The 25,936-nt window shown below is 51.0% G+C and carries 27 protein-coding genes; 16 read left to right on the forward strand and 11 right to left on the reverse strand.

Going from position 1 to position 25,936, the window contains the following annotated elements; genetic code table 11:
* Positions 1 to 64 precede the first annotated feature (64 nt).
* Positions 65 to 622 (reverse strand): lipocalin family protein, encoded by a 558-nt coding sequence (locus H6750_09580; protein MCB9774557.1) that lies wholly within the window; start codon positions 620 to 622, stop codon positions 65 to 67.
* A 496-nt stretch (positions 623 to 1,118) separates the two neighbouring features.
* On the opposite strand from H6750_09580, the gene H6750_09585 reads away from it, so the two are divergent.
* Positions 1,119 to 1,616, forward strand: a complete 498-nt coding sequence (locus H6750_09585) for a hypothetical protein (GenBank protein ID MCB9774558.1) — start codon at positions 1,119 to 1,121, stop codon at positions 1,614 to 1,616.
* Positions 1,617 to 2,149: 533 nt separating this feature from the next.
* Here H6750_09585 and H6750_09590 read toward each other — a convergent pair.
* Positions 2,150 to 2,491 carry a cupredoxin domain-containing protein gene (locus H6750_09590; GenBank protein MCB9774559.1) on the reverse strand — a complete coding sequence of 114 codons (342 nt, stop codon included), beginning with the start codon at positions 2,489 to 2,491 and terminating at the stop codon, positions 2,150 to 2,152.
* Positions 2,492 to 2,937: 446 nt separating this feature from the next.
* Positions 2,938 to 3,135 (reverse strand): hypothetical protein, encoded by a 198-nt coding sequence (locus H6750_09595; protein ID MCB9774560.1) that lies wholly within the window; start codon positions 3,133 to 3,135, stop codon positions 2,938 to 2,940.
* A gap of 182 nt (positions 3,136 to 3,317) precedes the next feature.
* Between H6750_09595 and H6750_09600 the strand changes: the two genes are divergently transcribed.
* The 9 genes from H6750_09600 to H6750_09640 all read left to right on the forward strand — a co-directional run bounded on the left by H6750_09600 (position 3,318) and on the right by H6750_09640 (position 10,979).
* Complete coding sequence (locus H6750_09600) at positions 3,318 to 3,617, forward strand: hypothetical protein (protein MCB9774561.1); 300 nt, start codon at positions 3,318 to 3,320, stop codon at positions 3,615 to 3,617.
* The gene (gene hypF, locus H6750_09605; GenBank protein MCB9774562.1) at positions 3,605 to 6,028 is read left to right on the forward strand and encodes a carbamoyltransferase HypF; all 2,424 of its coding nucleotides are present in this window, start codon (positions 3,605 to 3,607) and stop codon (positions 6,026 to 6,028) included. The genes H6750_09600 and hypF overlap by 13 nt, the downstream gene beginning before the upstream one ends.
* The gene (locus tag H6750_09610; GenBank protein ID MCB9774563.1) at positions 6,019 to 6,300 is read left to right on the forward strand and encodes a HypC/HybG/HupF family hydrogenase formation chaperone; all 282 of its coding nucleotides are present in this window, start codon (positions 6,019 to 6,021) and stop codon (positions 6,298 to 6,300) included. Before hypF ends, H6750_09610 begins: the two co-directional genes overlap by 10 nt.
* A 110-nt stretch (positions 6,301 to 6,410) precedes the next feature.
* The gene (locus H6750_09615; GenBank protein MCB9774564.1) at positions 6,411 to 7,004 is read left to right on the forward strand and encodes an SIS domain-containing protein; all 594 of its coding nucleotides are present in this window, start codon (positions 6,411 to 6,413) and stop codon (positions 7,002 to 7,004) included.
* Positions 7,001 to 8,146 carry a hydrogenase formation protein HypD gene (gene hypD, locus H6750_09620; GenBank protein ID MCB9774565.1) on the forward strand — a complete coding sequence of 382 codons (1,146 nt, stop codon included), beginning with the start codon at positions 7,001 to 7,003 and terminating at the stop codon, positions 8,144 to 8,146. The genes H6750_09615 and hypD overlap by 4 nt, the downstream gene beginning before the upstream one ends.
* A 34-nt stretch (positions 8,147 to 8,180) precedes the next feature.
* Positions 8,181 to 9,275 (forward strand): hydrogenase expression/formation protein HypE, encoded by a 1,095-nt coding sequence (hypE, locus tag H6750_09625; protein ID MCB9774566.1) that lies wholly within the window; start codon positions 8,181 to 8,183, stop codon positions 9,273 to 9,275.
* A gap of 261 nt (positions 9,276 to 9,536) precedes the next feature.
* On the forward strand, positions 9,537 to 9,866 hold the full coding sequence (locus tag H6750_09630) for a hydrogenase maturation nickel metallochaperone HypA (protein MCB9774567.1): 330 nt from the start codon (positions 9,537 to 9,539) through the stop codon (positions 9,864 to 9,866).
* Entirely contained in the window at positions 9,866 to 10,720 is an 855-nt protein-coding gene (gene hypB / locus H6750_09635; GenBank protein MCB9774568.1) for a hydrogenase nickel incorporation protein HypB, read from the forward strand. Before H6750_09630 ends, hypB begins: the two co-directional genes overlap by 1 nt.
* Complete coding sequence (locus tag H6750_09640) at positions 10,710 to 10,979, forward strand: hypothetical protein (protein MCB9774569.1); 270 nt, start codon at positions 10,710 to 10,712, stop codon at positions 10,977 to 10,979. The genes hypB and H6750_09640 overlap by 11 nt, the downstream gene beginning before the upstream one ends.
* A 141-nt stretch (positions 10,980 to 11,120) precedes the next feature.
* On the opposite strand, the gene acs is transcribed toward H6750_09640, so the two are convergent.
* From acs to H6750_09655, 3 genes are all read right to left on the reverse strand, one after another.
* Entirely contained in the window at positions 11,121 to 13,007 is a 1,887-nt protein-coding gene (gene acs / locus H6750_09645) for an acetate--CoA ligase (protein MCB9774570.1), read from the reverse strand.
* Between the two features lie 258 nt (positions 13,008 to 13,265).
* On the reverse strand, positions 13,266 to 13,955 hold the full coding sequence (locus H6750_09650; GenBank protein ID MCB9774571.1) for an inorganic pyrophosphatase: 690 nt from the start codon (positions 13,953 to 13,955) through the stop codon (positions 13,266 to 13,268).
* A 172-nt stretch (positions 13,956 to 14,127) separates the two neighbouring features.
* The gene (locus H6750_09655; GenBank protein MCB9774572.1) at positions 14,128 to 15,681 is read right to left on the reverse strand and encodes a DUF4301 family protein; all 1,554 of its coding nucleotides are present in this window, start codon (positions 15,679 to 15,681) and stop codon (positions 14,128 to 14,130) included.
* Positions 15,682 to 15,853: 172 nt separating this feature from the next.
* Here H6750_09655 and H6750_09660 point away from each other — a divergent pair, with 172 nt between their 5' ends.
* Positions 15,854 to 16,291, forward strand: coding sequence for a DUF3015 family protein (locus H6750_09660; protein MCB9774573.1), 438 nt, complete (start codon positions 15,854 to 15,856; stop codon positions 16,289 to 16,291).
* Positions 16,292 to 16,393: 102 nt separating this feature from the next.
* Here H6750_09660 and H6750_09665 read toward each other — a convergent pair whose 3' ends face one another.
* Positions 16,394 to 16,564, reverse strand: a complete 171-nt coding sequence (locus H6750_09665; GenBank protein ID MCB9774574.1) for a hypothetical protein — start codon at positions 16,562 to 16,564, stop codon at positions 16,394 to 16,396.
* 183 nt (positions 16,565 to 16,747) lie between these two features.
* Between H6750_09665 and H6750_09670 the strand changes: the two genes are divergently transcribed.
* The 4 genes from H6750_09670 (at position 16,748) to H6750_09685 (ending at position 20,662) form a co-directional block, all read left to right on the forward strand.
* Complete coding sequence (locus tag H6750_09670) at positions 16,748 to 17,320, forward strand: hypothetical protein (protein MCB9774575.1); 573 nt, start codon at positions 16,748 to 16,750, stop codon at positions 17,318 to 17,320.
* A gap of 50 nt (positions 17,321 to 17,370) precedes the next feature.
* Positions 17,371 to 18,000 carry a penicillin-binding protein activator LpoB gene (locus tag H6750_09675; protein MCB9774576.1) on the forward strand — a complete coding sequence of 210 codons (630 nt, stop codon included), beginning with the start codon at positions 17,371 to 17,373 and terminating at the stop codon, positions 17,998 to 18,000.
* Between the two features lie 124 nt (positions 18,001 to 18,124).
* On the forward strand, positions 18,125 to 19,567 hold the full coding sequence (locus tag H6750_09680; protein MCB9774577.1) for a hypothetical protein: 1,443 nt from the start codon (positions 18,125 to 18,127) through the stop codon (positions 19,565 to 19,567).
* 6 nt (positions 19,568 to 19,573) lie between these two features.
* Entirely contained in the window at positions 19,574 to 20,662 is a 1,089-nt protein-coding gene (locus tag H6750_09685; GenBank protein MCB9774578.1) for an LPP20 family lipoprotein, read from the forward strand.
* 71 nt (positions 20,663 to 20,733) lie between these two features.
* Here H6750_09685 and H6750_09690 read toward each other — a convergent pair whose 3' ends face one another.
* From H6750_09690 to H6750_09705, 4 genes are all read right to left on the reverse strand, one after another.
* A complete protein-coding gene (locus tag H6750_09690; GenBank protein MCB9774579.1) occupies positions 20,734 to 21,252 on the reverse strand; it encodes a hypothetical protein in 519 nt (172 codons plus the stop codon).
* A gap of 70 nt (positions 21,253 to 21,322) precedes the next feature.
* Positions 21,323 to 22,426 (reverse strand): HEAT repeat domain-containing protein, encoded by a 1,104-nt coding sequence (locus tag H6750_09695; protein ID MCB9774580.1) that lies wholly within the window; start codon positions 22,424 to 22,426, stop codon positions 21,323 to 21,325.
* A 33-nt stretch (positions 22,427 to 22,459) separates the two neighbouring features.
* Positions 22,460 to 23,554, reverse strand: a complete 1,095-nt coding sequence (locus tag H6750_09700; GenBank protein MCB9774581.1) for a HEAT repeat domain-containing protein — start codon at positions 23,552 to 23,554, stop codon at positions 22,460 to 22,462.
* Positions 23,555 to 23,643: 89 nt separating this feature from the next.
* A complete protein-coding gene (locus H6750_09705; GenBank protein MCB9774582.1) occupies positions 23,644 to 24,762 on the reverse strand; it encodes a HEAT repeat domain-containing protein in 1,119 nt (372 codons plus the stop codon).
* A gap of 345 nt (positions 24,763 to 25,107) precedes the next feature.
* Here H6750_09705 and proC point away from each other — a divergent pair, with 345 nt between their 5' ends.
* A complete protein-coding gene (proC, locus tag H6750_09710) occupies positions 25,108 to 25,920 on the forward strand; it encodes a pyrroline-5-carboxylate reductase (protein MCB9774583.1) in 813 nt (270 codons plus the stop codon).
* Positions 25,921 to 25,936 lie beyond the last annotated feature (16 nt).

Raw genomic sequence — 25,936 nt, forward strand, 5'->3', positions numbered from 1 at the left:
TATCCTTCGGCTTATTATTTCCGCTTTCGAAAAATTTTGCTATTTCATTGGGGGAGGCAAGAACTTAATCGGCGCTGACCGGGGCACGGATCAAATGCTCTGTTTGAAAGCCAAGGCGCTGAGTAAAGGAGACCATGTCCTGATAGCTGGCTTCATCGATCGAGGGGGTTCGTGCCAGGATCCAGAGGTAGTCACGATCAGGGGTGCCGACGATCGCAAGCCGGTAGTCGGGATCGACCCGAAGTATCCAATAATTCCCCTGCTCTGATGAGGTGAGTAACGCCACAAGTTTAGCGGCCCACTGATCGAAGACCACATTCAACTTTGCCCGATGTTCAGGGTCAACAACTGTGGCCACACCCTCAATGCTGATTTCCTCGCCGGTTGACGTGGTACATGCGTTCCGGACGGCAACCTTCCCCGAATCCAGTAACCGGTATTCGGCTGTCGATCTTACGCAATTTCGTTGCCCCCACATCGGCAGTCGTGCTATTTCATGCCATATTCCGCTATACCGGGAGAGATCAACTGACAACGCGGTGGGTAATTGTCCAGCCGGTTCAACGCTTGAACAGGCACCTAGCATCAAGCAGAAGACTCCCATTGTCAAAGTTTTCAACATGTCAACAATCCTGGAAGCAGGAGACCTTTACGGGACCTTTTAAAATTTCTCTATCTTATCATGCTCTCCCGGCAGGTGCATCTTCAGGCCAATGATTCCCACTTTATGGAGTGTACTGGTCGGTACGTGGTCCACAACCAGCCGTTACTCGTGAAGATCTCCTGCCGGCTTCAGATGCTCTTGGTTGAAGGGGGTTCCGCGGATGTCCAAGGGCCCTGGAGGAGACTCATCCTGCTAAGGTAAAGCGATGAGAACGGTTCAATTCCGACTTATCCTGTCTTGCAAGTCCCTAACAGGAATCCTGTCTTTTGATGACGTTCATGAAGAAACTTTCATGGGGTATTCATGGTACCTTCATTTGCGTGTCGTATTTTGATCTTTGAACCTCATGTGAGGACACATGTCGTTAGCGTATGCAGCCAAAAAGGAAAAGAATTTCGATGAACAATTCAAAAGGCACCGATTGGCCTAGCCGTTGAGTGCAGGGAGACCACACATGGAAAGAGAGTTAAGCACTGTGAAGATCGGCCTGGCACTCGTGTTGCTGGGGCTCTTGTTTGGGGTGGGAATGGGTAGTGTGTTTGGGGTCAATGAAGATGTGTTCAAGGATTATATTGCACAAGGGGTCCTGGCCAATCCGGATGTGCATGATTCAAAAAGTGCTGACAAAATTTGGCGGTACGCTCAACGGGCCCATTTCCATGCCACAGGAATTGGGGCGTTTTCACTTGGCCTGATCATCATTGTCATGTTTTCCACCCTCACACCCACCTATAAGAAAGCGTCGGCCATCCTTCTGGGGCTAAGCAGTTTTTATCCACTCTCCTGGTATACGATGTTCTGGTTGGCGCCGTCCATTGGTCGGGGACCGGCCCACGCGCATATTCTGACAGAGTTCTTTGCTTATACCGGGGTGGGTGGTCTATTGCTTGGAGCTTTTATCCTCTGCGCGAATGTGTTTCTGGGCTCCTTTCGAGAGAAACCCGGAACGTAGTTATCCGTTTGAGATGACCCGGAATCCCCGGTGAAAGGGGGCCTCCGCAAGCCAAGCCTAACCGTAACCAGAATGGTTACAGATGAAATGGCCACAACGGTATCGTTGTGTGTACCGGTCCACATTTCTTCCCGATATGCTTTTTATTATTTTTGAGAAGCCGGGTCTTGGAATGCACCCTTTGAGGCGAGTGGTTTGCTCTCAAGGCCATCATGGGATATGGCTTGACTTAAAACATGAGGGAGGCCTGCAATGTGAATGGTAGGTGACGTATTAGAAATTTCAGAAGAAAAGATGAAAGGACTGAACAGAAAAAGTAACAACAGCAGCGGCCAGAAGACAGGGGTTTTTAATGGACAATCAATGCAGTCCTGAGATGGAGTTATCCGGGGTTTGGGCTTTTGCTTTCCTGTGTATGTGTAGCTCATCGGGCTGCTCATTTAAGGTCGTAGTGATCACCTTGCCGTCCTGACACCGATTTTGTCCTTATCGGATATTCATTGAGATTTATTGATGGTCCTCATCTGAACATTTCAGGCCTCACTTGAAGTGTCAGGCCCGGTTACCACCAGGGTTCCTTGCATGATGGGATGAAATGAACAATGGTAAGGATACTGGCCGGGAGGTAAATGACGTAGCGTGAACGTGCGGTTGGGGCCAAGAGGGCCGGAATCAAAGGCACATCGTTCCCCGTTCTTACATTCATCATGAGTGATGGAATGAAGATCGGCGGTCGGGTTTTCCCAGGAAATAAGAGTGCCTGTTCTAATGTGGGCGATGTTCGGGGAATAATAGGGAGAGAATGTGCCGAGGATAATTCTAAAGGTAGATGGGCCTGCTGATGCGAAAGGTGCTACCCAAAAAAGACTTACCATCAGAAAGATAAAAACTCTTCTTACTAGTTGTCCATACACCGCAAATAGTGTCGTCATCATTTTCTCGTTTTTGATTGAATTTTGTGTGACCACTTTTTTTAGTTATACCTCTCAATTAGTTCCTAGATAGCATTTGGGGAAACCCTTTCCCAAAATGGTCTTGGAAAATATCTCATCTCATTATACACGTTACGGTCCTGGTGTCGTCAGAGGAAGGAGAGCTATCCCGAGGCCTTTAGGAAGTCCGCTCTCTATGTGAGAAATAATACAATCCGCATATTTTGTGGAAGAATAGGGGGAACAGATTAAAGGGAAATTTTATGTGGTCCAGTTGAGATGGACACCTCGAAAAGATCGCCACCGAAGCTGTGTTATGGGGAAGTCATGGGAGGAAACCGAAGACGGCAGACTTTTATATGGAACAAATCCGGCATATTTCTTCCACCTTAATATTCTTCAAAAATCCCCTCACGGTTGCGTTTCTTGTTGATGCAAACTACATTACCACTTTGAAAGCTTACTTGAAGAGGGAAGTCGTGGAAGAAACCATCCTCCTCATTGAAAGTGAGCCTGAAAAGCCGAAGGCCCTCCTTTGCTGTCTGTCGACAGATGACCGGGTCTTGACCGCGAATGCCGAGAAACATGCCCGGAAGGTCCTAGACCAAATTCCCCCCATAGACGTCATCTCATTCGATGACCGAATTGCCGATGTTTCCAGCGACGAATTCAATCAAGAAATTCAGGCCGTTGGCTTCTTCTCCAAACTGCGTCTCATCTGGTCGACCATAATGCCAGCCTGTCTTGGCCCCGGACCGGGACACTCAACATGCCCTATGGAGTCACGGCCACTGGTTCCTGGTTAATCGTGGCAGATACCGCAAAGTCCCCATTAATTGGTCTGCATGCTTCCAACCCCCAGACAGGAGCCAAGGCGCAGACGTTGGCCGGCCAACCAACTTTTCAGGCTACAGGGGATAATCAATGGAGTTTTCCCGTGAGGGGAAGTTTGTGCTTGCCTTATCATGTTCAGGTGTGTGGCACGTTTGTCGTGGTGTCGGACAAAGGCAACAACCGTGCTCAACTGTGGGACATTGATGGAGCCTGGCTTTCAGGATGGAAACTGTAACCCTAAGAAGCTCCAACGAACAGGCTTTCACTATCCAAGTGTCTGGATTGGTCCAGGGTGTCGGTTTTCGTCCGAGGGTCTGGCAACTGGCTCGACGCCTGGATCTTCGAGGGCGTGTTTCCAACAATGGAAAAGGTGTTCAAATTCTGGTGGCCGGCGAGGAAGAGAACCTCAGGCAATTCATTCATGAACTGACTCACAATCCTCCACCACTCGCTAAAATTGCCGAAATCTTCACAAGGGGCATTTCCCTGTGTGAGGTCCCCGAAGACACGTTTGTCATTGCCGGTACCGACAAAAGTCCTGTGCAGACCGGCATTGTTCCGGATGCGGCCCCTTGTCCGGAGTGCGTGAAGGAAATATTCGATCCATTTGCACGGCGCTACCGCTATCCCTTTACCAACTGCACGCATTGCGGACCCCGCCTGACGATTCAGGAAGGGATTCCCTATGACCGGCCTTCCACCACACTGAAGGATTTTCCTCTGTGCGAGGCCTGCCTGAAGGAATATCAGGACCCCCAAAACCGCCGATTTCATGCCCAGCCGATCGCGTGCCATGCATGCGGACCGAAGGTGTGGATTGAACGTCTGGATGGAAAACCCGTGACGGTGCATTCCTATACGATGCTGGATGAGGCCGATGCGGTCTGCAGTCTTCTCCAGAAAGGGCACATTGTGGCCATTAAAGGATTAGGCGGTTTTCAACTTGCCTGCGATGCCACCCGGGAGGACGCGGTCAGCCGGCTTCGGGCCTTAAAACACAGGGAGGGAAAACCCCTGGCATTAATGGCGCGCGATCTGGAAGTGATTCGCCGGTATTGTGCGGTAGGGGAGAGGGAAGCCGAACTCCTACAAAGCCAGGCGGCCCCCATTGTCATCCTTAAGCGCCATCCGGAGAGGGCCCTTGCGCCAAGTGTCGCGCCCGGCATGTCGACCTATGGATGTATGTTAGCCAGCTCACCGCTGCACCATTTGATCCTCCACCGCATGGCTCAGCCGATTGTATTAACCAGCGGAAACCATGCCGGCGAACCCCAGTGGATCGACAATGACCAGGCCAAAGTACATTTGAACAACATTGCCGAGTTTGTGGTCCTGCATAATCGGGGGATTGCCCAACGTGTTGACGATTCGGTGGTCAAAGTCATGGATCAGGTCCCACGGGTGCTGCGACGCAGTCGAGGGTTTGCGCCCATACCCATAGGGTTTCCCCAGGGCTTTGAACACAGTCCTGCGATTCTTGCTATGGGCGGTGAGCTCAAAAATACCTTCTGCTTTCTCAAAGATGGACAAGCCCTGCTTTCCCATCACATTGGAGATTTGGAAGACTCGTTGACCTATGCCGATTATCAACGAGCCATCTCTCATTACCAACACCTCTTTGAGCACAAACCTGACTGCATCGCCGTTGATTTGCACCCGGAATACCTGTCGAGCAAGTTGGGACGGGCCCAAGCCAACTTCGGACATCTTCCGGTTTTTGATATCCAACATCACCATGCTCATCTCGCGGCCTGTCTGGTCGAAAATGGGATTTGCGTAACAACTGCACCGGTCCTTGGGGTAGTCTTGGATGGGTTGGGCTATGGGGAAGACGATACGATGTGGGGCGGCGAATTTTTGCTGGCGGATTATGCGGGCTTCACCCGGGTGGGCACCTTTAAGCCCGTGCCAATGCTCGGCGGAACTCAGGCCATTAAGGAACCGTGGCGAAACACCTATGCGCATGTGATGGCAGAAATGGGATGGGCGGAATTTGCGATGAACTACTCCGATCTGCCATTGTGTAATTTTCTCGAGAAAAAACCTCGCGTGATGTTGGATCGCATGCTGAACCACCGGATTAATAGCCCACTGGCGAGTTCCTGCGGTCGGTTGTTCGATGCCGCCGCCGCTGCGATGGGTATTTGCACAGAACACGTGTTCTATGAGGGGCAGGCGGCAATGGAGATGGAAGCGCTGGTGGATGAGGACACACTTCATCATGAGGACGAATCGTTGGCGTATCCATTTTCTATTTTGCGCCTGAAGCACTCTGGATTACCCTATGTCGAACCGTTGGGAATGTGGCAGGCCCTTTTGGGCGACCTTATCCTCCACACGCCCGTTCCGGTCATGGCCGCACGGTTTCATAAGGGACTTGCCAACGTGATTTGTCAGATGGTTACACAGGGCTCACAATCTCCTGACGGTCATGACCGGCATCAAACGGTAGTCCTTTCAGGTGGCGTGTTTCAAAATCAGGTGTTGTTTGAACTCGTGAAAGGCAAATTGACGGCAGAAGGGTTCAACGTCCTTTCCCACAAACAGGTTCCCATGAACGATGGTGGCATTGCCCTTGGACAGGCCGCGATTGCCGCCGCTCGTTCGTTGCAAGAGACCAATGAGGTTCGATCCACATGTGTTTAGGCATACCCGGCCAAATTGTAGAAATCAGCAATGTGGAGCATAAGCTCGCGATCGTGAACGTGGGTGGAGTTCGACGGGAAGTGAATATCGCTTGCATTGTCGATGAGGAGCATTCCCCTGTGTCATGTGTGGGGGATTGGGTGCTGATCCACGTCGGATTTGCCATGAGTCGTATTGACGAAAAGGAAGCTAAGCGGACGCTAGAGTTGCTGACTGAAATGGGAGAAGTGCAAATAAAAATCCAGGCGATGCGTCAGTCAAATACCTCCTAAAGGATAGCCGCGTGTCTAATCACAAAACATTAGCCTCCCTCTATCCCTTCCTGCAGCCGTCTTCGAAAGATTCGGCACGTGTACAAGCCGGATTGCTCGAATCGGTGAGAATGAAATCACAAGATAGCCGGCAGGTCATCCAAACCTTTTTCGACGCACAGGCCGAAAAAGTCTTGGCCGCTGCCATGGCCATAGCGGATATGTATCAACGAAACGGGCGCCTGTTTACCATGGGCAACGGCGGATCGAGCTGTGATGCGGCCCATATTGCCGTGGAATTTTTGCATCCAGTCACCACCGGGCGCCCTGCGCTCCCCGCCGTCAATCTTGCGGCGGATCAGGCCATGATGACCGCTGTGGGAAATGATGTGGGGTTTGATCACATTTTTGTGCGCCAGTTAATCGCTCAGGGAAAGTCCGGAGACGGATTGATCGGCGTGTCCACCAGCGGCAATTCCGAAAATATTATGCGGACTTTTGTGAAGGCCAAGGAGATGGGATTGACCACCATCGGCCTGACGGGGGGAGCGGGCGGAGCCATGGCCACATCTTCTGCCATTGATCATTGCCTGGTTGTGCCGACTGAGAGTATTCACCGGATTCAAGAGTGCCATGTTTTGATCTATCACATTCTTTGGGATCTCGTGCACACCCTGCTTGCTGATCATCGCGGCGCGTCAGCCACGAAAAAGGACACCCCATGAAATTTGTCGATGAATTTCGGGATCCCCAAAAAGCCCGGATCCTTCTCCAGGAAATTGAGGGGCTGGTGAGACGAATACCCGTCTGCCGCGACCGGCCCATTTGGATCATGGAGGTCTGCGGTGGGCATACACACACCATCTTTCGCTATGGTCTCCATAACATGCTCCCGAAGGAAGTGGAGTTTATCCATGGACCGGGCTGCCCGGTTTGCGTCCTGCCACGAGGCCGCGTGGATGACTGTATTGCCCTGGCTGAACGGGACGAGGTGATCATGACCACATTCGGGGATGCCATGCGAGTGACCGGCTCAAAGAAAAATCTTTTGCAAGCCAAAGCCGAGGGAGCCGATGTGCGCATGGTCTATTCTCCATTAGACGCCTTGAATCTCGCGCGAGTGAATCCTGCTCGAGAAGTCATATTTTTCGGGCTTGGTTTTGAGACCACCATGCCCAGTACGGCGTTGACCATACTCCAGGCAAAGCAAGAAGGGATCAACAATTTTTCGATCTTTTGTAACCACATCACGATCATTCCCACGATCAAGGCCCTTCTGGATTCTCCTGATCTTCAGCTTGACGGCTTTTTGGGCCCCGGCCATGTGAGCATGGTGATCGGAACGAAGCCCTACTCATTTATCGCTGAATTTTATCGAAAGCCCATCACCATCGCCGGGTTTGAACCACTGGACATTTTGCAGTCCGTGTGGATGGTTCTGAAACAATTGGCGGAGGGACGCTGTGAAGTCGAAAATCAATATACACGGATTGTTCCTCCTGATGGGAACACGCAAGCGTTAGAGGCTATTCAAGAGGTGTTTGAACTCCGGGAGTTTTTTGAGTGGCGGGGGTTGGGGTCCATCGATCACTCCGGGGTCCGGGTCCGTGAGGAATTTTCTGCGTTTGACGCTGAACGAAAATTTCCTCTTCCCAATCTGAAAATTGCCGATCCCACGTCCTGCCAATGCGGGGAAGTGTTGAAGGGGGTGATTAAGCCGAGCCAATGTAAGGTTTTTGGTATGGCCTGCACTCCCCAAAATCCCTTGGGAGCGTTGATGGTTTCGACGGAAGGCGCCTGTGCCGCCTACTACAACTACGGCTGGATTCCTGAAGAAGATCTGCATGCAACCAGAAGCTCCGTATAAGAAAATGAAAAATCTAAACGATCAGTTGAATATGATGAATCCTGAATCGCTTATTTCCTCTCAACAGGCTTTTGTCAGGGCCAAGCCCATGCAGAACCGAACCACTAACAATGAACGGATTACCCTGGCTCATGGGAGTGGCGGCAAAGCCATGCGAGATCTCATTCAGAATCTGTTGGTCCCAACCTTTAATAATCCCCTCCTCGATACCTTAGAAGATCAGGCCACCATCCCGTTGGGAGAATTACTCCAACATGGTGACCGGCTGGCGTTTACGACGGATAGCTATGTTGTGGATCCCTTATTTTTCCCGGGAGGCAACATTGGCGAATTGGCCGTGAACGGGACGGTTAATGACCTGGCGGTCAGCGGGGCACGCCCGCTATTTTTGTCTTGCGGACTGGTGATTGAGGAAGGTTTTCCCTTTGAAACCCTCGCCCTCATTGTCGAAGGTATGAAACAAGCGGCTGATCGAGCTGGTGTATCCATCGTCACGGGCGATACCAAAGTCGTCGAAAAAGGTTCCGCGGATAAGCTCTTCATTAACACGGCGGGTATCGGTGTGATTCGAGAAGGGGTGGCCATTGCGGCAACTAAGGCTCAGGCGGGGGATGCCATCATTACGAACGGTTTTATCGGTGACCACGGCGTGGCCATTCTTCTGGCTCGAAATGAATTGGCCCTGGAAGCCGATGTCCAAAGCGACACTCAGCCGGTCCACGATCTGGTGTCCCATATGCTGGATGTCTGTTCCCGGATCCATTGTTTGCGTGATGCCACGCGCGGCGGGTTGGCCACCGTCCTCAATGAATTCGCCTCGGCCTCAAATGTGTCGATTCAGATCAACGAACCCCATGTGCCTGTTCGAGAATCGGTTCGAGGGGCCTGTGAAATTCTCGGACTCGACCCTCTGTACCTGGCCAATGAGGGAAAAATTGTGGCGGTGGTCCCTTCTGAGAACGCTCACGAACTTGTTGAAGCCATGCGGGACCATCCCCTAGGCAAAGACAGCGCTATCATCGGGAAGGTCAACGCCTCACCGGCAGGAACCGTGATACTTGCCACCACCTTCGGAGGAACACGAATCGTGGATACGCTGGTGGGCGATCAATTGCCGCGAATCTGCTAGAGAAGAATAGTCATGAAATTTATGACGTCTGAAATACTGGAAATCCTTGAGGAGGGGCAACTCTACCGGTTGACCTATGCGGCGGGTTGGGCTCTGTCTCATGAGCGATAAGGGGATCGTTCGGACCGGGCAACCCCCTTCAGACTCTCTCGATCTCGAAAAACTAAAAGCCGTTCTCACCGGGCGGCTGCGGCATGAATCCTTAGCGGCTCTTTTTAACATCACCGCCAGTGGGAAATCCACTGCTCTGGACAGGTTCACATGCACGAATTAGGGATCACTCGAAATATTGTGGCCATTGTCACAGAAAAGGCCGGTGGAGAGCCGGTGAAGCGCGTGACGATCGGCATCGGTAAACTGAGTGCGGTCTTGCCGGAAGCGATCCGGTTTTGTTTCGACATTGTCAGTCAAGGAACCGTGGCGGAGGGTGCTGACTTGGAGATCCTTGAAATACCGGGAACAGCTGAATGCCGAACCTGTGGAACGCATTTTGAACTCGAGCAACTCTACGGCCAATGTCCGTGTGGTTCTGTCGACATCACGCGGCTCACGGGAGAGGAACTGCTTGTGAAACACATGGTGACAGCCTGATGTGTACGACATGCGGGTGCTCTGATTCAGCCAATCCGAGAGTGACGAACTTGCAATCCGGGCATACCGATAAAACCATCCCTTCAAATGCCGATCACTCTCATTCCCATAATGCCCATGATCATGGGCACCACCATCACGAGCATGAGCTTGGTTCTCAACATGATCGGCGACACGAACACGAAACCACTGTTCACCTGGAACAAACCATTTTAGCGAAAAATGATCGCCTGGCTGAACGAAATCGTGGATGGTTTCTCGGCAGAAACATTGTGGCCCTCAACCTCGTGAGTTCGCCGGGCTCAGGTAAAACGACGCTTCTCGAACGCACGATTCATGATTTGAAAAATGCCATATCCATTTCGGTGATCGAGGGGGATCAGGAAACCCTATTTGATGCCCAGCGCATACGAAAAGCGGGGTGCCCGGTCGTACAAATTAATACCGGAGCCGGGTGCCATTTAGAAGCCGACATGTTGGCACGAGGCCTGGAAACGCTCCGGCCTCCATCCAATTCACTAGTGTTGATTGAAAATGTCGGCAATCTGGTCTGTCCTGCGTTATTTGATTTAGGGGAACAGGCGAAAGTCGTGGTTCTTTCCGTCACGGAAGGGGAAGACAAGCCGTTAAAGTATCCGCACATGTTTCAACATGCCAGCGTCATGATCCTGAATAAAATCGATCTTCTGCCTCATCTCACGTTTGATGTTACAAAGTGTCTGGAATTTGCTCATAAGGTGAATCCCAATCTTCAGGTGTTTCAGATTTCAGCCACGACTGGCGAGGGACTTCAACACTGGTATGACTGGGTCACTGCACAGATCAACGCTTCAAACAGGCAGGGTGTTCGCTAATGGTCAGTTTATTGGTGCTCGGGTTTCTGGTGGGAATGAGACATGTAATCCAAGCCGACCCTCGGCGGCGGGCGCCACACTTGGGACCAAAAACCATTCGGTGGCCAACACGCTCAAGCAGGGATTGATCTGGGGGCTGGGACATACGATCACGCTTCTGTTGTTTGGCTCAATGGTATTCCTTCTTGAAGCCGCGGTTCCAGAACAACCGGCCAACTTGCAGGAATTAGGCGTGGGCGTCATGCTGATTACACGATAGGGTTGAGCCTCTTGAGTTAACCTTTCGGTCCTTCCCAAAAATCAAACATTATTCTCTCCTAAACGTAAATTCAATTTTTTGAGCTTCAGCGGGCTCAGGTACAAGGATTTAATCTAAGAATACGCAATCTGCAATCAGGATTTACTCCTCGAGTGTTGAGATGTCTCCAGGGTCCTGGCCGAGTTCCTTGGCCTTTAAGACCCGGCGCATGATTTTGCCGGAACGGGTTTTTGGTAGTGATGGGACAATTTCAATTTCCCGTGGGACGGCGATCTTGCCTAATTCCCCTAAGACATGATCCTGCAAACTTTTGATGAGATCGGGCGTTTCCTGTTGCCCTTGCTTGAGGATGACAAAGGCCTTGATCTGTTCCCCGGCGGTTGGATGCGGTTTGCCGATAACGGCCGCTTCCACCACCGCTTCATGGCTGACTAAGGCGCTTTCGACTTCAGCGGTACCGATCCGGTTCCCGGCGACTTTCACGACATCATCCGCCCGGCCCATAAACCACAAGTAGCCGTCTTCATCTTTATGACACACGTCGCCGGCGGTATAGACCCCGGGAATGGTATTCCAATACAGGAGATAGCGATCCGGCTCGTTATAGATGGTGCGCATCATCGATGGCCAGGGTTTTTTAATGACGGCAAAACCGCCGCCATGCTCCACCGTGTGGCCTTCGCGGTCCATGACATCCGCTTCGATGCCTAAAAACCCACGGGTGGCAGAACCCGGTTTGAGCGGGACGCAGGGGAGGGGTGTGACCATGATCATGCCCGTTTCCGTCTGCCACCAGGTATCCATGATGGGTTTGGTGCCACCGGTCACCCGATGGAACCATTCCCACGCTTCCGGATTGATCGGTTCACCCACCGATCCTAAAACCTTGAGGGAGGAGAGGTCGTATTTTTTCGGCCAGTCCTCTCCAAATTTCATGAGCAGCCGAATGGCCGTCGGGGTGGTGTAGAAAATCGAGACGCCATAACGTTCAATGAGATCCCACCAGCGCCCCGGATTGGGATAGTCGGGTTTGCCTTCCGCCGTTAAAATCGTGGCTCCGTTTAAGAGTGGTCCATAGACAATATAGCTGTGGCCGGTGACCCATCCCGGATCCGCCACACAAAAATAGACATCTTCATCTTTCAGGTCGAAAACATATTTGGTCGTGATGTAGGTCCCCACCATATAGCCGCCGTGAACATGGACCACCCCTTTGGGTTTTCCCGTGGTTCCTGAGGTATAGAGGATGTAGAGCGGAGTTTCGGAATCGAGCTGTTCGGCTTCACACTGTGGAGATTGGTCTTTGAGCCAGGCTTCCCAATCCAATTCCTTCGGGGCTTGAAGCGGCGAGGATGATTGTTCCCGCTGGACTACGATGACTTTTTCCACGGTCGGACATTTGGCAACGGCTTCATCGACGACCGGTTTGAGGGGAATTTTCCGACTGCGGTCATACCCCACATCCGCCGTGATGACCACCCGCGCTTCGCATGCCTCTATGCGTGCCGCTAATGCTGTGGCACTAAAACCCGAATACACCACCGTATGGATCACTCCGATGCGGGCACAGGCCAACATGGCCACAATTTGCTCGGGGATTTTCGGGAGATAAATGGTCACCCGGTCGCCCTTGTTGAGGCCCAGGCTTTTGAGGGCATTGGCGCACTTGTTGACCTGCCGGTATAACTCGCCATAAGTCAGGATTCGTTCCTGGCCTTGTTCTCCAACCCAAATAACGGCCACTTTGTTTTTTCGCCAGGTTTGGACATGGCGATCGAGGCAGTTATAGGCAATATTGCAGGTCCCTCCCACGAACCATTTGGCCCAGGGATAATTCCATTCCAGAACTGTATTCCAGGGAGAAAACCAGTGGAGTTCCCTGGCAATGCCGTCCCAGAATTTTTCAGGGTTCGCAATGGACTGCTTGTAGGCGCTTTCATAATCTTGAATATGGGCGGCAGCGGTGACGTCGGGTGGGGGAGGAATGACCCGGGTTGATCGTTGCAGTGTTTCAATATTTTCACTCATCAGGTTTGTTCCTCCTTAGTTACTCTTTTATACACCATCAGAAACATGTTTTCTCAGCGGGAAGGCTGATAAGCCCATTATGCTGCCCTTGGCTCGTTGCTTCAAGAGGGCAGGGGGTAAAGACCATAAAAAAGAGGTGAGTATTGAGGAGGGTTTGGAGGCGATGAATAGGAGACCCGCCGCTGAACGCAAGCTGTTGAGAGGTTTATTGACAATGGCATTGAGATGGATGAGAGGTGTTCAGAGGGGCTGCGTTTTTTAATTAAGCGCGTGGCGGGGGTTGGCAAGTTGGGCTTGGAGGTGTCCATATTTCGCAGCGTAATCCTGTTGACTACGGCGAATGACCTCATGGGCTTCTTCGCGGCCATACACATGTGTGATTTCACAATTCTTTTTTTGAGAGCCGGGAGCATCTTTGTAAGTCAGGAAGTAATGCATGAGACGTTCCACAAAGTGAACCGGACAGGCTTTGATATCTGTCCATTGTTCATGGAGCGCATCACCCTTAAGGACGGCCACAATTTTATCATCGGCCTCATCCCCATCGATCATACGCAAGCCACCAATCGGAATAGCCTGAAGCAAAACATCTCCATGGATAATGCTTTTCTCAGTCAGAACGCAAATGTCTAATGGATCCAGGTCACCGACGAGGCCGGGCCGATTGGTACATTTGGCGCTGAATGCTGCGACGGACTGCCCGCAGTAGGTTTGAGGAATTAATCCGTATAGCGTGGGGCACACATTGGAGTAGCGCTGGGGGCGGTCCACGCGTAAATGGCCGGACTTTTTATCCAATTCATATTTAACCGTGTCGGTGGGCACAATTTCGACATAGACCGTGACGGTGAGGGGTGCCTCTTCTCCGATTTCGACACCGTGCCACGGATGAGATTTACAGGGAAACCCAAAATTTTGCCAAAGGGAGAAAAATTCTTGTTCGTTCATGAAGTTTTTCCAGGTGTGGGATGAGTGAGCCCGGTACAGGCGCAATGACCTGCACTAGGTTTCGGTCTGAACCTTCCTCATCTTAACCGGCTTCGCTTGCGGAGGATGCGTAGTTAACTATTGAACAGAACGAAGAAAAACGAAGCAGATGTGTAGCCAACCGAAAGTAAAGTTACCGTTTTGTCTGAGGTTGATGGGCCGGGTGAAGCCAATCAAGGAAGGTTTTGACGGGATTAAAGTTGGCGCGAGGAATTTCCACGAAAATGGTAATCCAATGTGCCATTCCTCCATTCCACAAGCCTGGCCATTCCAAGGCTTTGAGGGGACGACCCTGGTAGGATTTCATGCCGATGAACCCGGTTCCGGGATCGACGTACTCCAGGAGGTTAAAGGGATTTCCCTGAAAATCACGGACTCCGCAGACCAAATCAACCGGATTGAAATGAGTTCCGGAGGCAAAGAGTTTTTGTTGGGCTTCAGAATCGGGATTGACTTGTGATTGCTCGACGATTTGCCTGGACGGGGCGTCCTCGGGATGCGCAACCCAAAATGGCCCTCCACCCGGATCGCCGGTATTGGGGACCACACCACAGACCCGGATGGGCCGATTCAAATACTGCTTTAACAATGTGGCTTGATCGGGAAGCGCCAATTCTCGATACGATTGGGGAAGTGGAAGAAGGAGTTCATGCAGGATACAGGATTCCGCCTGATGGACACTTTTCGCATCTGCGGGGAGCGAGCTGAGTTGTGCTATATGGTGAAACACATGTTGTTGTAGCTCAACCAGGTAGCCTCCCAATGCCTTTCTCCATGCGACGATCGAATCTTTCAAATAGTCGGGGACGACGTTGTCAATATTGGAAATAAAAATAATGTCTCCCTGGTAGTCATTTAAATTTTCCAATAGCGCCCCATGCCCTCCCGGTCGAAAAACCAGCGTGCCATCTTCGCCACGAAATGGCTGGTTGCTCGAGTTCAGTGCGACGGTGTCGGTCGACGGTTTTTGGAAGGAGACTGTGCAATCGAGTTTCCACCCCTGTTTTTCGAAAGTCTGTTGGATGGTATGCAAATGGGTTTGAATGGCCTGTTCATATTGCGGAGAAACGGTCAAATGAATCTTTATTGAATTGAGTTGATTCGGATGATATCTGATAGCTTCGTGAATATGTTCTTCGAGTGCAGTTCGAGGACCTTCCGGATAGCGATGGAAGGAGAGGAGGGCCTTGGGCAATTCGGCATAGCCAAGGCCTGGCGTCTTCAGGACTGCTTGAAGAATCGTATTGAGATCATGTGTATGCTGGTCCGTTGGAGGGGGTTGTCCCTGCCCATGGAGATATCGTTCTAAATCGGGAATAAACGGGAAATCCTGTAAGCGCGTCCAGGCTTGATCGACAGCGTGGGGCAGAGATGGGGCCTGATTGGAAGAGGATTCGGGTGAGGCCTCCTGGGACAAAAATTTAAGGAGGTCATTGAACATACGAGTGGCGGCTCCGGATGCAGGTATAAATTTACTGACCCGGTCCGCCTGCCGGGCCCCTTCAAATTGTTGTTGATACCGGGGGAAGTGTTCTGGCTGGAGTTGGATAATCCCATCGTTCAACCGGCATGGACGAATGATGGTGATCGGAGGGACTCCATGACGCAGTCGCTGAAGTTGTGATTCCACCTGGAATGTGGAAATCCCGCGGCGTATTAACTCAAGATGATCCTCAGGCGTCAGCATAGCGTTTGTATAATTCAGTTTAACCCAGATTGATCAGAGATCACATCAGATAGAAGTTGTATTTCATGATGAAAAATGTCAAAGTTTTCATGTCCTGCATTCGACAAAAATGTAATTGTAAACTGCCATGACGTCTCTGTCATGTGCATGCACTCAGGCAAGGAGGACTATCATGATACAAAGCGTGAAATCGTTTCAAGGTCTCGCGGCATTAGGGATCTTCCTTTTGGGAATTTCTTCCGGTTGTACCATCAAAGCCACACTTGATACGACTTCGGATGGCGTAACCAATTTTCTGTCTTCAACGTCGGGCAAATCCTGGTGGACAGAGGATGGGCTTGTCAAACATGGCGAACATGCCAGAGTCTTTGTGGTGACGAACCATGACATCCTCCTTCAAGAAATCGCCCAAGGGCATGGGGAATATGTCCAGGCCTTCGGGACGATTTTAGGTGTCTCATCTGATCACCAGGCTCACTTTCAGGAAGTGATTCAGAACGAGTATCCCGTCCTGGTCGAGATACCCATTTTTCTTGGAGATGATCAGTTAAACAGGTTTATCGGTCATGCCCAGCAAGCCGGGATGTATGCAGCGTCCTCAAATCTATAAACCCTGTTGTGTTTAACAGCACGGCCACGAGGGTGTTTCCCTTGTGTGACATTCATCATTAGCCAAACAGCACTTAGGCGATTAAAAGGATGGAAGCCATGGTCAAGGCTCTGCTCCTCCTTTTAAAAAGCCCAGGCCAATCTTTACCGCACGTCTGGTGATTTCGGCCCATTTGGCTTCCGGATATTCAGCCAGGGCTTTGGCCGCTTTTCCATCCTGAATGTCCAGGTCTTTTACACGGATAATGCCATCCTCAATTGTTACATCAGCCACAATACATCCTCCTTGGTTTTCTGCATGTCTCGAATGATGATGAATACAATTCGATGTGAGACAGGGTGAGATGGTAAAAAGTCCAAATTTCTTGACAGGTTGTAGGTCCAATGCTAGCATTTTCTTAGCCCGTCTGACAGGAAACTCTGATAAAAATTTTCTAAAAAAGGTTAAGGTACCCTAATGAATGTACAAGGCCATGATCTGCGTCGGAATGTTCTCCGCATCGGAGGGTGTGTTCTTTTCGCTTTCATGCTTGTGGCATGTGGAGGGCCTCCCAAGTGGGTTCAGGAAGGATCGGGTGTGATGAATGCCGATGATTCCAAGTCCATTTATGGTGTCGGGGCTGTCGTGGGTGTGAAAAATGAACCTCTCGCTTGGGAAACTGCTGAAAATCGTGCACGCGCCGAGTTGGCAAAAACGTTTCGCACCTATACGGCCTATCTGATGCAGGACTATGCCGCTTCAACCTCTGCGGGAAATTTCACCAAATCAACGGAAGAGCAAAACGTAGAACGGGCGGTCAAGACCTTTTCGGCTGTTACCCTTAATGGAGTTCGTCCCATTGACCGTTACAAGGACGACGAGACCTCCACATACTATGTATTGACCAAGCTGTCTTTTGCAGAAATGAAGGAAGCGCTGCAACAAGCGCAGGAACTGGACGAAGAGGTTCGGGACTTTGTCCGCAAAAACGCTGAAAAAGCCTTTAAAAAACTGGAGGAGGAAGAAGCCAAGCGCCCGGGAGGGCTTTGACTCAGGCTTATTGGCGGCCTTTAGCCTTCTTGATTCATCATCACAAAGGAATCACCTTGTTCCCCATTACTCGATTCATCAAATCCTGCGCGGTTGTGGTCCCCTGCCTCTGCCTTTTCGTATTGGGCGGATGCGGAAAGGAAAAAAAGGTAACCAGAGTAGACCCCGGGGTCGTGACCGATTTTAGTGGCCGGTGGAATGACACGGACTCAAAGTTAGTGGCCGAAGCCATGATGAAGGAAATGGTGAGCCGGCCCTGGTTGGAAAACTTTTCGAATCAACACAATCGAGTCCCGACGGTGATTGTCGGGACCATCCTCAATAAAAGTCATGAACATATCGATGTGGGCACCTTCGTGACCGACTTGGAACGGGAAATGACGAATTCTCAAAGAGTGCTCTTTGTGGCAAGTCAACGGGATCGCGATGAAATTCGTCAGGAACGACAAGAGCAAGCGGTTCATGCCAGGGAAGATACCCAGAAACGCCCGGGGCAGGAACTGGGAGCGGATTTTATGATGAAGGGCACGATTAGTACGATCGTGGATGAATCCGATGGGGTCAAAGGGATTTATTATCAGGTTGATCTAGATCTCATCAATGTTGAGACGAATGTGAAATCCTGGTACGGGCAGAAAAAAATCAAAAAAGTCGTCGAGCGTAAACGTCTCCTCTTTTAACGCAGGGTCATCCAATCCCTTCCGTAACGCGCGGTCGGTTGTTCGGTCCTTCTCTCCCCCTGGCTTTAATCGTCAGGGGCCTTGTGTTCCACTTGCCCACCCTGGCCCTAGTGCCTTCTTCTCCATGAGAGTTGAACCGAGAATCCTCCTGCTTGCCTTCGGAGCCATCTGGTTTGTCGGCTGTAGCGGCTCTATGTCCCACTACGCCAAGGTAGAACGTAGTCTATCGGCAGGGAACGCAGCCCAGGCTGTGACAATTATTCAATCGGCAAAGCCCGACTATGGAGATAAGAATCGCTTGCTCTATTTACTGGATGAGGGCATGGTGCTGCATTTGGCCGAACAATACGCTGAAAGCAATAAGGTTCTGGAGAAAGCGTATACTCTTGTCGAAGACATGTATACCCGGTACCTTCGAGACGAGGCATCAGCTCTACTCGTGAATGAGGCTCAACGACCCTTTGAAGGCGCTCCTTATGAACATGTCATGATTAACGTGGTGAAAGCGCTGAATTATGCAGCCCTCCAGCAATGGAATGAGGCGTTGGTGGAGGGACGGAGAATTGATCATCGTCTCAATGTGCTGCATGACCAACAAGAGGGAAATGAGACCTACCAAGAAGATCCGTTTGCCCGGTATTTGGTGGGGCTGCTCTATGACATTGCCGGTGATCTTAATAATGCCTATGTCGGATATCGAAAGGCCGAACAAGTCTATGAGGACAGTCGGGAGTGGTCCCGTGTTGTTTTTCCGGATATCCTGAAAGCTGATCTGATTCGAACGGCAGAACGATTGGGGTTGTCTGATGAAGTCCAACAGTATCGTGAAAAATATCCGGAAGTCAGTCTTGCTTCAGTCTCTGATGGCTTATCCCCTCAGGCCCAACTTATAGTGATCAGTTACCACGGCCAAGGACCCAAGAAAGAAGATGTCATTATTGATGTTCCCGTGAGTTTAGACGCCTTGTACCTGGTGGCCCTTACCAAGCCCTGGTTTGGCCGGAGTACTCGGGACACGCGAGGCGGGGAGTCTCTGCTGTATGGCATTCACGGACAAATCGCGCGAATTGCCTTGCCCCGGCTTACGGTGAAAAAAACCTCGTTAGCCCATGATGTAATTGAAGGCACAAATCAGACTGCCAGTTTTAAAACACAATCGGAGCGGGTGTATGATATTGCCGCCGTAGCCGAAAAAAACCTCGCCGATGACTATGATGGACTCGTCCTCCGGGCAGTGGCTCGATCCGCCATGAAAATGGCCGCGGCTGAAGGCATCACCATTGGGGCGAGAGCGGCCGCGGGACGGAACAATCAGGATTGGGTCGGCTTGTTAGTGGGCGCAATTGCCAGAATTTTTGCCCTAGCCACAGAAGAAGCTGATCTTCGGTCGTGGCGAACTCTTCCAGGTGAGCTTCAGTTGACGCGACTCTGGGTTGAACCGGGTGACTATTCCGTGGCAATCCAGTCCATGGATTACCAGGGACGGAAGGCTGGAGAGTCTCACCATCATCGTCTGCAACTTCTCAAAGGCGAAACAACGCTTGTCATTCACCAGAGTTTCCAATAAGCCATCATGAATATGCTGAGAATAGTGGTATGGAGTGGAGTATGCATTCTAGCCGGGGGCTGTTCCTGGTTCGGCAGGGAGACTCCCCCTGAATGGATCATGTCGCCTCACCAAGCATACCCCGTGGAACGCTATCTCACCGGTATTGGAGAAGCCGAATCCCGGGCACAAGCTGAAAAAAGGGCATATGCCGCGGTTGCCAGAGTATTTTCTGCGCAGGTGAACACCCAATCGATGGATCATGAAACGTACTCCATTCAAGAGTCCGGGGTGGGGAGTCAAACCCGACGGGAGTTACAACTCGATCAACGGACACAGGTGACGACCAGCAAAGCCCTGGAAAATGTCCAGATATTGGACCTCTGGTATCAGCCGTCTACCAGACATTTTTGGGCTTTGGCGGGCCTCGACCGGCAACAAGCTGAGAAGGCCATTCTGGAACGATTACAGGAATGGGATACCAAGATCGAGAATATGATTCATCAAGGCCGAACACATCCTCAGAAAATTCAACGCATCCGGGGTTACAAAGAAGCCATGATTTTATTAGCCGATCGGGATACCCTCAATACCGATCTCCGGGTGATCCGCACCAGTGGAGACAGTCTACAATCATCCTATCGTATCCCAGAGATCCAACGTGAATTTATGGATTTTGTCGCCCAAAATTTGGTTATTTCGGTGGCGATTGAGGGAGAATACCATGAGGACATTGAACGGGCGATTTTGGAGGGGCTCAAGCAAGAAGGCTTATTAGGCCATCCCGCCGATTCAAAGTCCTCGGAGGTTGCGGACCTGGCTATTGTTGGGCAGGGACAATTTTGGGTCGTGAATTTACCGGATCCCCTGTTCAAATATGTGCGATGGTGTGGGGATATCGATATCTATGAAAATCCTTCTCATCGACTTATCGGGGTGATTTCGGAGACGGGGCGGGAAGGGCATGTGACCGAAAGGGAAGCACGGATTCGTGCCAGCAAAGTCATGCAGGAGGTCATCTCCAAAGAAATCGCCCGTCTGCTCACTCGATCCGTGTTTAGTACCGAACCGGACCCGTCACAGAGTCAGAGAGTTCCCAACGCCTGTTCTCGCTAACATACGGTCTTCTTGGTCTCTTAATAGACGTCTCTTGATAGATTGGGTCAGTCAGACAAATTGGGAAAAGGCTAACACGACAAGTCCTGCTTCAGGCCGTGGAGAAGTCTTTCCCATTCTTGGGTCTTGCCGATTTGCCGGTGCCGGCGGTCCCCCAACGATTCATTCGTGAAATCGGGCAAGGCCCTGAGTTCCTTTTGTGATTGTTGCACCTTTTCATCAGCCTGTGCGAGATATTGGCATACACCCCGGGAGGCCGGAGGCTGCCCTCCCGCTCGTTCAAAGAGTGCGAAGGCACGGTAGCCCTGTTCTTGGCCTCTAAATAGGATTTCTGCTGCGTGATACAGAGAGCGGGTCTGTTGGGACTCTTCCTTTTGAGCGAGAATTTTTGCCATGAGAGCGGCCTTCCCAATGGAGAGTGCAGCGCCCTCAGCGTCTCCATTCGCAATGGCCTCTTCGGCATGTTGTTCCAAGCGGTCCATTTCCCCGAGCTCTCCGACCATTTGTGTGGAGCCTCTTTCCGCAGAGGCAACCATGAGGACCATAAAGACAAGACCAATGCAGGGAAGCCGGGTGGAGACCAATCTCATGCCCTCAAGAGATAGGCATCAGGAGGAATCTCGCGGATGGGACATTGGCTGGAATTCAAAATATCCCCGTCTACTGAACCTGCCAGTCCATATCGATTTGTTTATAGGTCCAGCTTGTGGCCTCCCGCAGTTCGGCCATCTCATTCGAATTGTCAAAAATCACCCAGATTTTGCTTTGTAGCTCATTAATGGGGCCGATAGACTTTTCATTTCGCAGTTTGCCTAAACTCCACACGACCTCTGTCATAACCGGGAAATCGATGTCTGAAGATGATTTAATGTGGGGCAGATTTTTAACCACATAATCAAGCATTGGCGGGGTGACTGAAGGGTCTCCGGTATGGGCGCCAATTTCCCCTAATCCTTTGGCTGCGGCCGCTCGTATCTTTGAGTCCTTCTGGGTTTGAAAAATATCCGTTAAGAGGGGAATGCCTTCGCTCCCAGTGCTGGAAAGCGCCACGATGGCCTCTTCTGCCAGTTCAGGATCTTGAATGAGTTCTTTAAGGAGAGGCAACGTATCATGTGATTCCACTTGAGGCAGTAATGATAAAATTCTTAGCTTGCGTTTATTGGGGGTCTGGGGGTTATTGAGTAGCTTAAACAGGCGGGCATCATGCCCCCATTCCGCCGCGAGCATAACGGGAAAATCAAACTCTTGAACCCGTTCGGCTAATTGTTGAATTGCATAAAGACCGGATTGTGGAGCGTGAGCGACCTTCGCGGCTTCCCCAGGATCTTCAAAACTGGTTCGCGCTTCTCTGTACCACCCCAAGTCTCGTCCATCCAATTGATAGGAAAAGAGGCAGGCCGGGCCTTTCCAGAGGCGGGATGGAGCGCCGGAATGGTCGGCATCACCACCGCCGCGAGTTGTTCCCGACCATTTTTTTATTTCTTCGCATTTGACGTTCACCCTTACATCGAATGCAGCATCGCGATCGGTTACCACGGTATAACCCAATTCTTCTAAACGTTGCTTCACTACATTTTCGATGACTGTTCCATCGACTTTTCCCCGCTCTGTCAACGCCAGGACGTGAACCATAATCGTTTGAATGCCGTCGAGTTGCGCCTTTTGTTCTTGATCAAGATAGGTCCGTCTGGCCAAACTTTCTGAACCGAAAAGTCCAACGAGCAAAACTATAGAGATGAATCCACATGCCGCCCATGTCCTCATACCTGATCTCCCACCGTACAATGTTGTGAGGAATTAACTGAGATGGCCATCCAAGTCTATTTGTTTATAGGTCCAGCTCGCGGCCTCCCGTAAATCGGCCATTTCTTTCGAATTGTCAAAAATCACCCAAATCTTCTGCTGGAGTTCTCTCATGGGTTTCAGTGAACCCTCCCATCGTTGCTTGCCTATTGCCCAGACCACTTCGGTAAGCACCGGAAAATCAATATCTTCCGAAGTTTTTAATTGCGGTAATAGCGCGGACACATACTTCACCAATGGGGGAATTGGTCGGGGGTCTCCCGTCTTGGCTGCGATATCTCCCAAGGCTTTTGCCGCTTCGGCTCGTATGCTGGACTGCCGACTGGTTTGGAATAAATCGATGAGCAAAGGGATGGAATGCCCTCCAGCGCCGGAAAGCGCATTGATGGTTTCTTGCTGCAAGTCTGTGGATTCCAGAAGTTTGGTCAATTGCGGCAATGCTTCCTCGGCATGCACATCGCTGAGGACGGAAAGGATTTTTACTTTTCGCAGTTTAGGCGTATTGGGATTATCCAGCAGCTTGAGCAGGCGATCGATTTGCCCCCATTCGGCCGAGAGCAGGACGGGGAAGTCATATTCCGAAAGCCGTTGGTTGAGCTGGTCCATTGCATAGGCGCCGGCATCGTCAACCTGGGCCTGTTGGGCGGCCTGCCTGGCATCGGCAAAGGTCGTGCGCACTTCTTTTTTCCATTGTAAATCAGTCTGTTTGAGGAAATACGTCAAGAGACAGGCCGGGCCTTTCCAGAGGCGGTCTGGGGCATCAGCCAGGTCCACATCCCCGCCGGAGGGAGAAGTGCCAGTCACAGTCTTCTGTTCTTCACATTTAACTTTCACTTCCACATCGTGCGGTTGAGAGCGGTCCGTGGTGACCGTATACCCGATGTCTTCCAAGCGCGCCTTGACGGTGGCGGCCAGGGGACTGGGGTCATACGACCCTTTTTCTGTTAAGGCAAGGACCTCCACCAATACGGTCTGGGCATTTTCCAGTTGCGTTTTTTGCTCTGGTGTGAGGTGAATTCGGCGAGCTTCGGATGAAGTACCTCCGATACAGAAAGTTGCCAAAATGAGGAAAATTGGCCAGCGTTTCATGAGTAACCTCCTTGTATGATCGCAAAGTCCCAACCCTCATGACTCTCATGGGTAGGTGACTTGGTTAACAGGAAGTCGAACTGAATTTCTTAAATTGTACTGTATACAGGCTGCAACATGGCAGCATCTTGCAATTCTATTGCCTTGAAGGTCCAATTAGTGGCCTCTCGCAGCTCAGCCATTTCCTTTGAATTGTCATGAATCAACCACACTTTATCCTGGAGTTCTGCAATTGGTTTCAAGGAGTGGGCCCATCGTAATTTTCCAATTGCCCAGACCACTTCCGTGAGGAGAGGAAAATCAATATCTTCAGAGGTTTTCAATTGGGGTAATACTTCGGCAACATATTCTACCAATGGGGGAATCGTGCGAGGATCTCCCGTTCTGGCGGCAATATCCCCCAGAGCTTTTGCCGCTTCGGCCCGTATGTTTGATTGAGGACTGGTTTGGAATAAATCAATAAGGACCGGTATGGAATCGGCTCCTGCGCCTGAAAGCGCATTGATGGTTTCTTGTTGCAAGTCCGTGGACTCCAGAAGTTTGGTCAATTGCGGCAATGCTTCCTCGGCATGCACATTGCTGAGGACGGAAAGAATTTTTACTTTTCGCAGTTTAGGCGTATTGGGATTATCCAACAGCTTGAGCAGTCGATCGATTTGCCCCCATTCGGCCGAGAGCAGGATGGGGAACTCATACTCCGCGAGTCGTTGGTTGAGCTGGTCCATCGCATAGGCGCCGGGATCGTCAACCTGAGCCTGTTGGGCGGCCTGTCTGGCATCGGCAAAGGTCGTGCGCACTTCTTTTTTCCATTGAAAATTGTTCTGTTGAAGGAAATACGTTAACAGACAGGCCGGGCCCTTCCAGAGACGGTTGGGTGCATCAGCCAGGTCCACATCCCCGCCGGAGGGAGAGGTGCGGGTCGACGTTTTAGCTTCTTCACATTTAACTTTCACTGCCACATCGTGCGGCTGAGAGCGGTCCGTCGTGACCGTGTACCCGATGTCTTCCAAGCGCGCCTTGACGGTGGCAACCAGTTGACTGGGGTCATACGTCCCTTTTTCCGTTAGGGCAAGGACCTCTACCAATACGGTCTGGGCCTTTTCCAATTGGGTTTTTTGCTCTGGCGTGAGAGGAATTTGGCGAGCTTCGGATGCAATGCCCCCCAAACCCAATATTACGAAAATGAAGAAAACTGGCCAGGCTTTCATCCCTTCCTCCTTGCTTCTAGTTTTTAATCATTGTGGATTGCACCGTAGGCGAAATGGAGCCTGAACAAACGTTTCTCAACGAATGTACAAGGTTGTCTAATATACTCTTCACATTAAGGGAGGGGCAACTCAATGCCGTCCGGAAAACTTCCACCCGTTAGGATTGGCAAACAACTGAGGGCCCTCCTTTATGCAAGGGGTCATCAAAAGGCTTGTTGTTCAATGGAATATTTTTATAGAAGCAGTTCCTGAAGGTATTGTTGTGGGAAATCGTGTGTGAGGGATCTTGTTGATACTCCCTGAAGCCAAGTTGAACCCCTTTCAGTCTCAGGCTATACTGGGTGAATGGGTCAGTCACCGAAGTTTGTATTTTTAGGGGCAGGCAACATGGCTGATGCATTGGTGACGGGAATTTTGAAGGCCCATCTTGCGCCTCCCGCCAATATTTCTGTTACCGATATTTCCTCAATCCGGTTAGAGCATTTTCAGAAGACATTTCAAGTTCATGTGGGATCTGATAACGCTGATGAAGTGAAATCGGCTGATATCATTGTTCTCTGCGTGAAACCTCAGGTTATGGATACTGTGCTGGCAGAAATCAAAGGGCAGATTTCGAAGGAGCACTTACTGATTTCCGTCGCAGCGGGGTACCCCTTGGCACGCATTCAACACCATCTCGGGGAAAACATTTCCCTTGTTCGTGCCATGCCTAATACCCCTGCGGTCATCCAGGAAGGTGTCACCGCATTGGTCGGAAGTTCAGGGATCTCCCATGACCACCTTCAACTGGCTCAATCAATCTTTGAATCGGTTGGCAAGGTCGTCATGGTGGAGGAATCTTTAATGGATGCCGTGACGGGCTTGAGCGGAAGTGGTCCTGCGTATGTCTATCTGGTGATTGAAGCACTCACAGACGGTGGGGTGCTGCTCGGTCTTCCACGAACCGTAGCCAGTGTCCTTGCGGCTCAAACGGTATTAGGGGCGGCCCGGATGGTGCTAGAAAGTGGGGAACATCCTGCTGTCCTTAAAGATCGGGTGACGTCTCCCGGAGGAACAACAATTGCTGGTCTCCAAGAATTAGAAACAGGAAAGTTACGAGCGACCTTCATGAAAGCCGTCAAAGCTGCCACGGCTCGGTCTCATGAGCTTGGACAATAATCACGAGGGCATCGCT

Source organism: Nitrospiraceae bacterium (genome assembly GCA_020632595.1).
Taxonomy (GTDB): Bacteria; Nitrospirota; Nitrospiria; order Nitrospirales; family UBA8639; genus Nitrospira_E.

Coding starts and splice junctions, on each gene's coding strand:
- H6750_09700 (MCB9774581.1), bottom strand. CDS start 23,554: ATGAAACGCTGGCCAATTTTCCTCATTTTGGCAACTTTCTGTATCGGA.
- H6750_09630 (MCB9774567.1), top strand. CDS start 9,537: ATGCACGAATTAGGGATCACTCGAAATATTGTGGCCATTGTCACAGAA.
- H6750_09695 (MCB9774580.1), bottom strand. CDS start 22,426: ATGAGGACATGGGCGGCATGTGGATTCATCTCTATAGTTTTGCTCGTT.
- H6750_09655 (MCB9774572.1), bottom strand. CDS start 15,681: ATGCTGACGCCTGAGGATCATCTTGAGTTAATACGCCGCGGGATTTCC.
- H6750_09705 (MCB9774582.1), bottom strand. CDS start 24,762: ATGAAAGCCTGGCCAGTTTTCTTCATTTTCGTAATATTGGGTTTGGGG.
- H6750_09615 (MCB9774564.1), top strand. CDS start 6,411: ATGAAATCACAAGATAGCCGGCAGGTCATCCAAACCTTTTTCGACGCA.
- H6750_09600 (MCB9774561.1), top strand. CDS start 3,318: ATGCCCTATGGAGTCACGGCCACTGGTTCCTGGTTAATCGTGGCAGAT.
- H6750_09690 (MCB9774579.1), bottom strand. CDS start 21,252: ATGAGATTGGTCTCCACCCGGCTTCCCTGCATTGGTCTTGTCTTTATG.
- H6750_09685 (MCB9774578.1), top strand. CDS start 19,574: ATGAATATGCTGAGAATAGTGGTATGGAGTGGAGTATGCATTCTAGCC.
- H6750_09580 (MCB9774557.1), bottom strand. CDS start 622: ATGTTGAAAACTTTGACAATGGGAGTCTTCTGCTTGATGCTAGGTGCC.
- hypE (MCB9774566.1), top strand. CDS start 8,181: ATGAATCCTGAATCGCTTATTTCCTCTCAACAGGCTTTTGTCAGGGCC.
- H6750_09670 (MCB9774575.1), top strand. CDS start 16,748: ATGAATGTACAAGGCCATGATCTGCGTCGGAATGTTCTCCGCATCGGA.
- H6750_09595 (MCB9774560.1), bottom strand. CDS start 3,135: ATGTTTCTCGGCATTCGCGGTCAAGACCCGGTCATCTGTCGACAGACA.
- H6750_09660 (MCB9774573.1), top strand. CDS start 15,854: ATGATACAAAGCGTGAAATCGTTTCAAGGTCTCGCGGCATTAGGGATC.
- proC (MCB9774583.1), top strand. CDS start 25,108: ATGGGTCAGTCACCGAAGTTTGTATTTTTAGGGGCAGGCAACATGGCT.
- acs (MCB9774570.1), bottom strand. CDS start 13,007: ATGAGTGAAAATATTGAAACACTGCAACGATCAACCCGGGTCATTCCT.
- H6750_09585 (MCB9774558.1), top strand. CDS start 1,119: ATGGAAAGAGAGTTAAGCACTGTGAAGATCGGCCTGGCACTCGTGTTG.
- hypD (MCB9774565.1), top strand. CDS start 7,001: ATGAAATTTGTCGATGAATTTCGGGATCCCCAAAAAGCCCGGATCCTT.
- hypF (MCB9774562.1), top strand. CDS start 3,605: ATGGAAACTGTAACCCTAAGAAGCTCCAACGAACAGGCTTTCACTATC.
- H6750_09610 (MCB9774563.1), top strand. CDS start 6,019: ATGTGTTTAGGCATACCCGGCCAAATTGTAGAAATCAGCAATGTGGAG.
- H6750_09680 (MCB9774577.1), top strand. CDS start 18,125: ATGAGAGTTGAACCGAGAATCCTCCTGCTTGCCTTCGGAGCCATCTGG.
- hypB (MCB9774568.1), top strand. CDS start 9,866: ATGTGTACGACATGCGGGTGCTCTGATTCAGCCAATCCGAGAGTGACG.
- H6750_09590 (MCB9774559.1), bottom strand. CDS start 2,491: ATGGTAAGTCTTTTTTGGGTAGCACCTTTCGCATCAGCAGGCCCATCT.
- H6750_09650 (MCB9774571.1), bottom strand. CDS start 13,955: ATGAACGAACAAGAATTTTTCTCCCTTTGGCAAAATTTTGGGTTTCCC.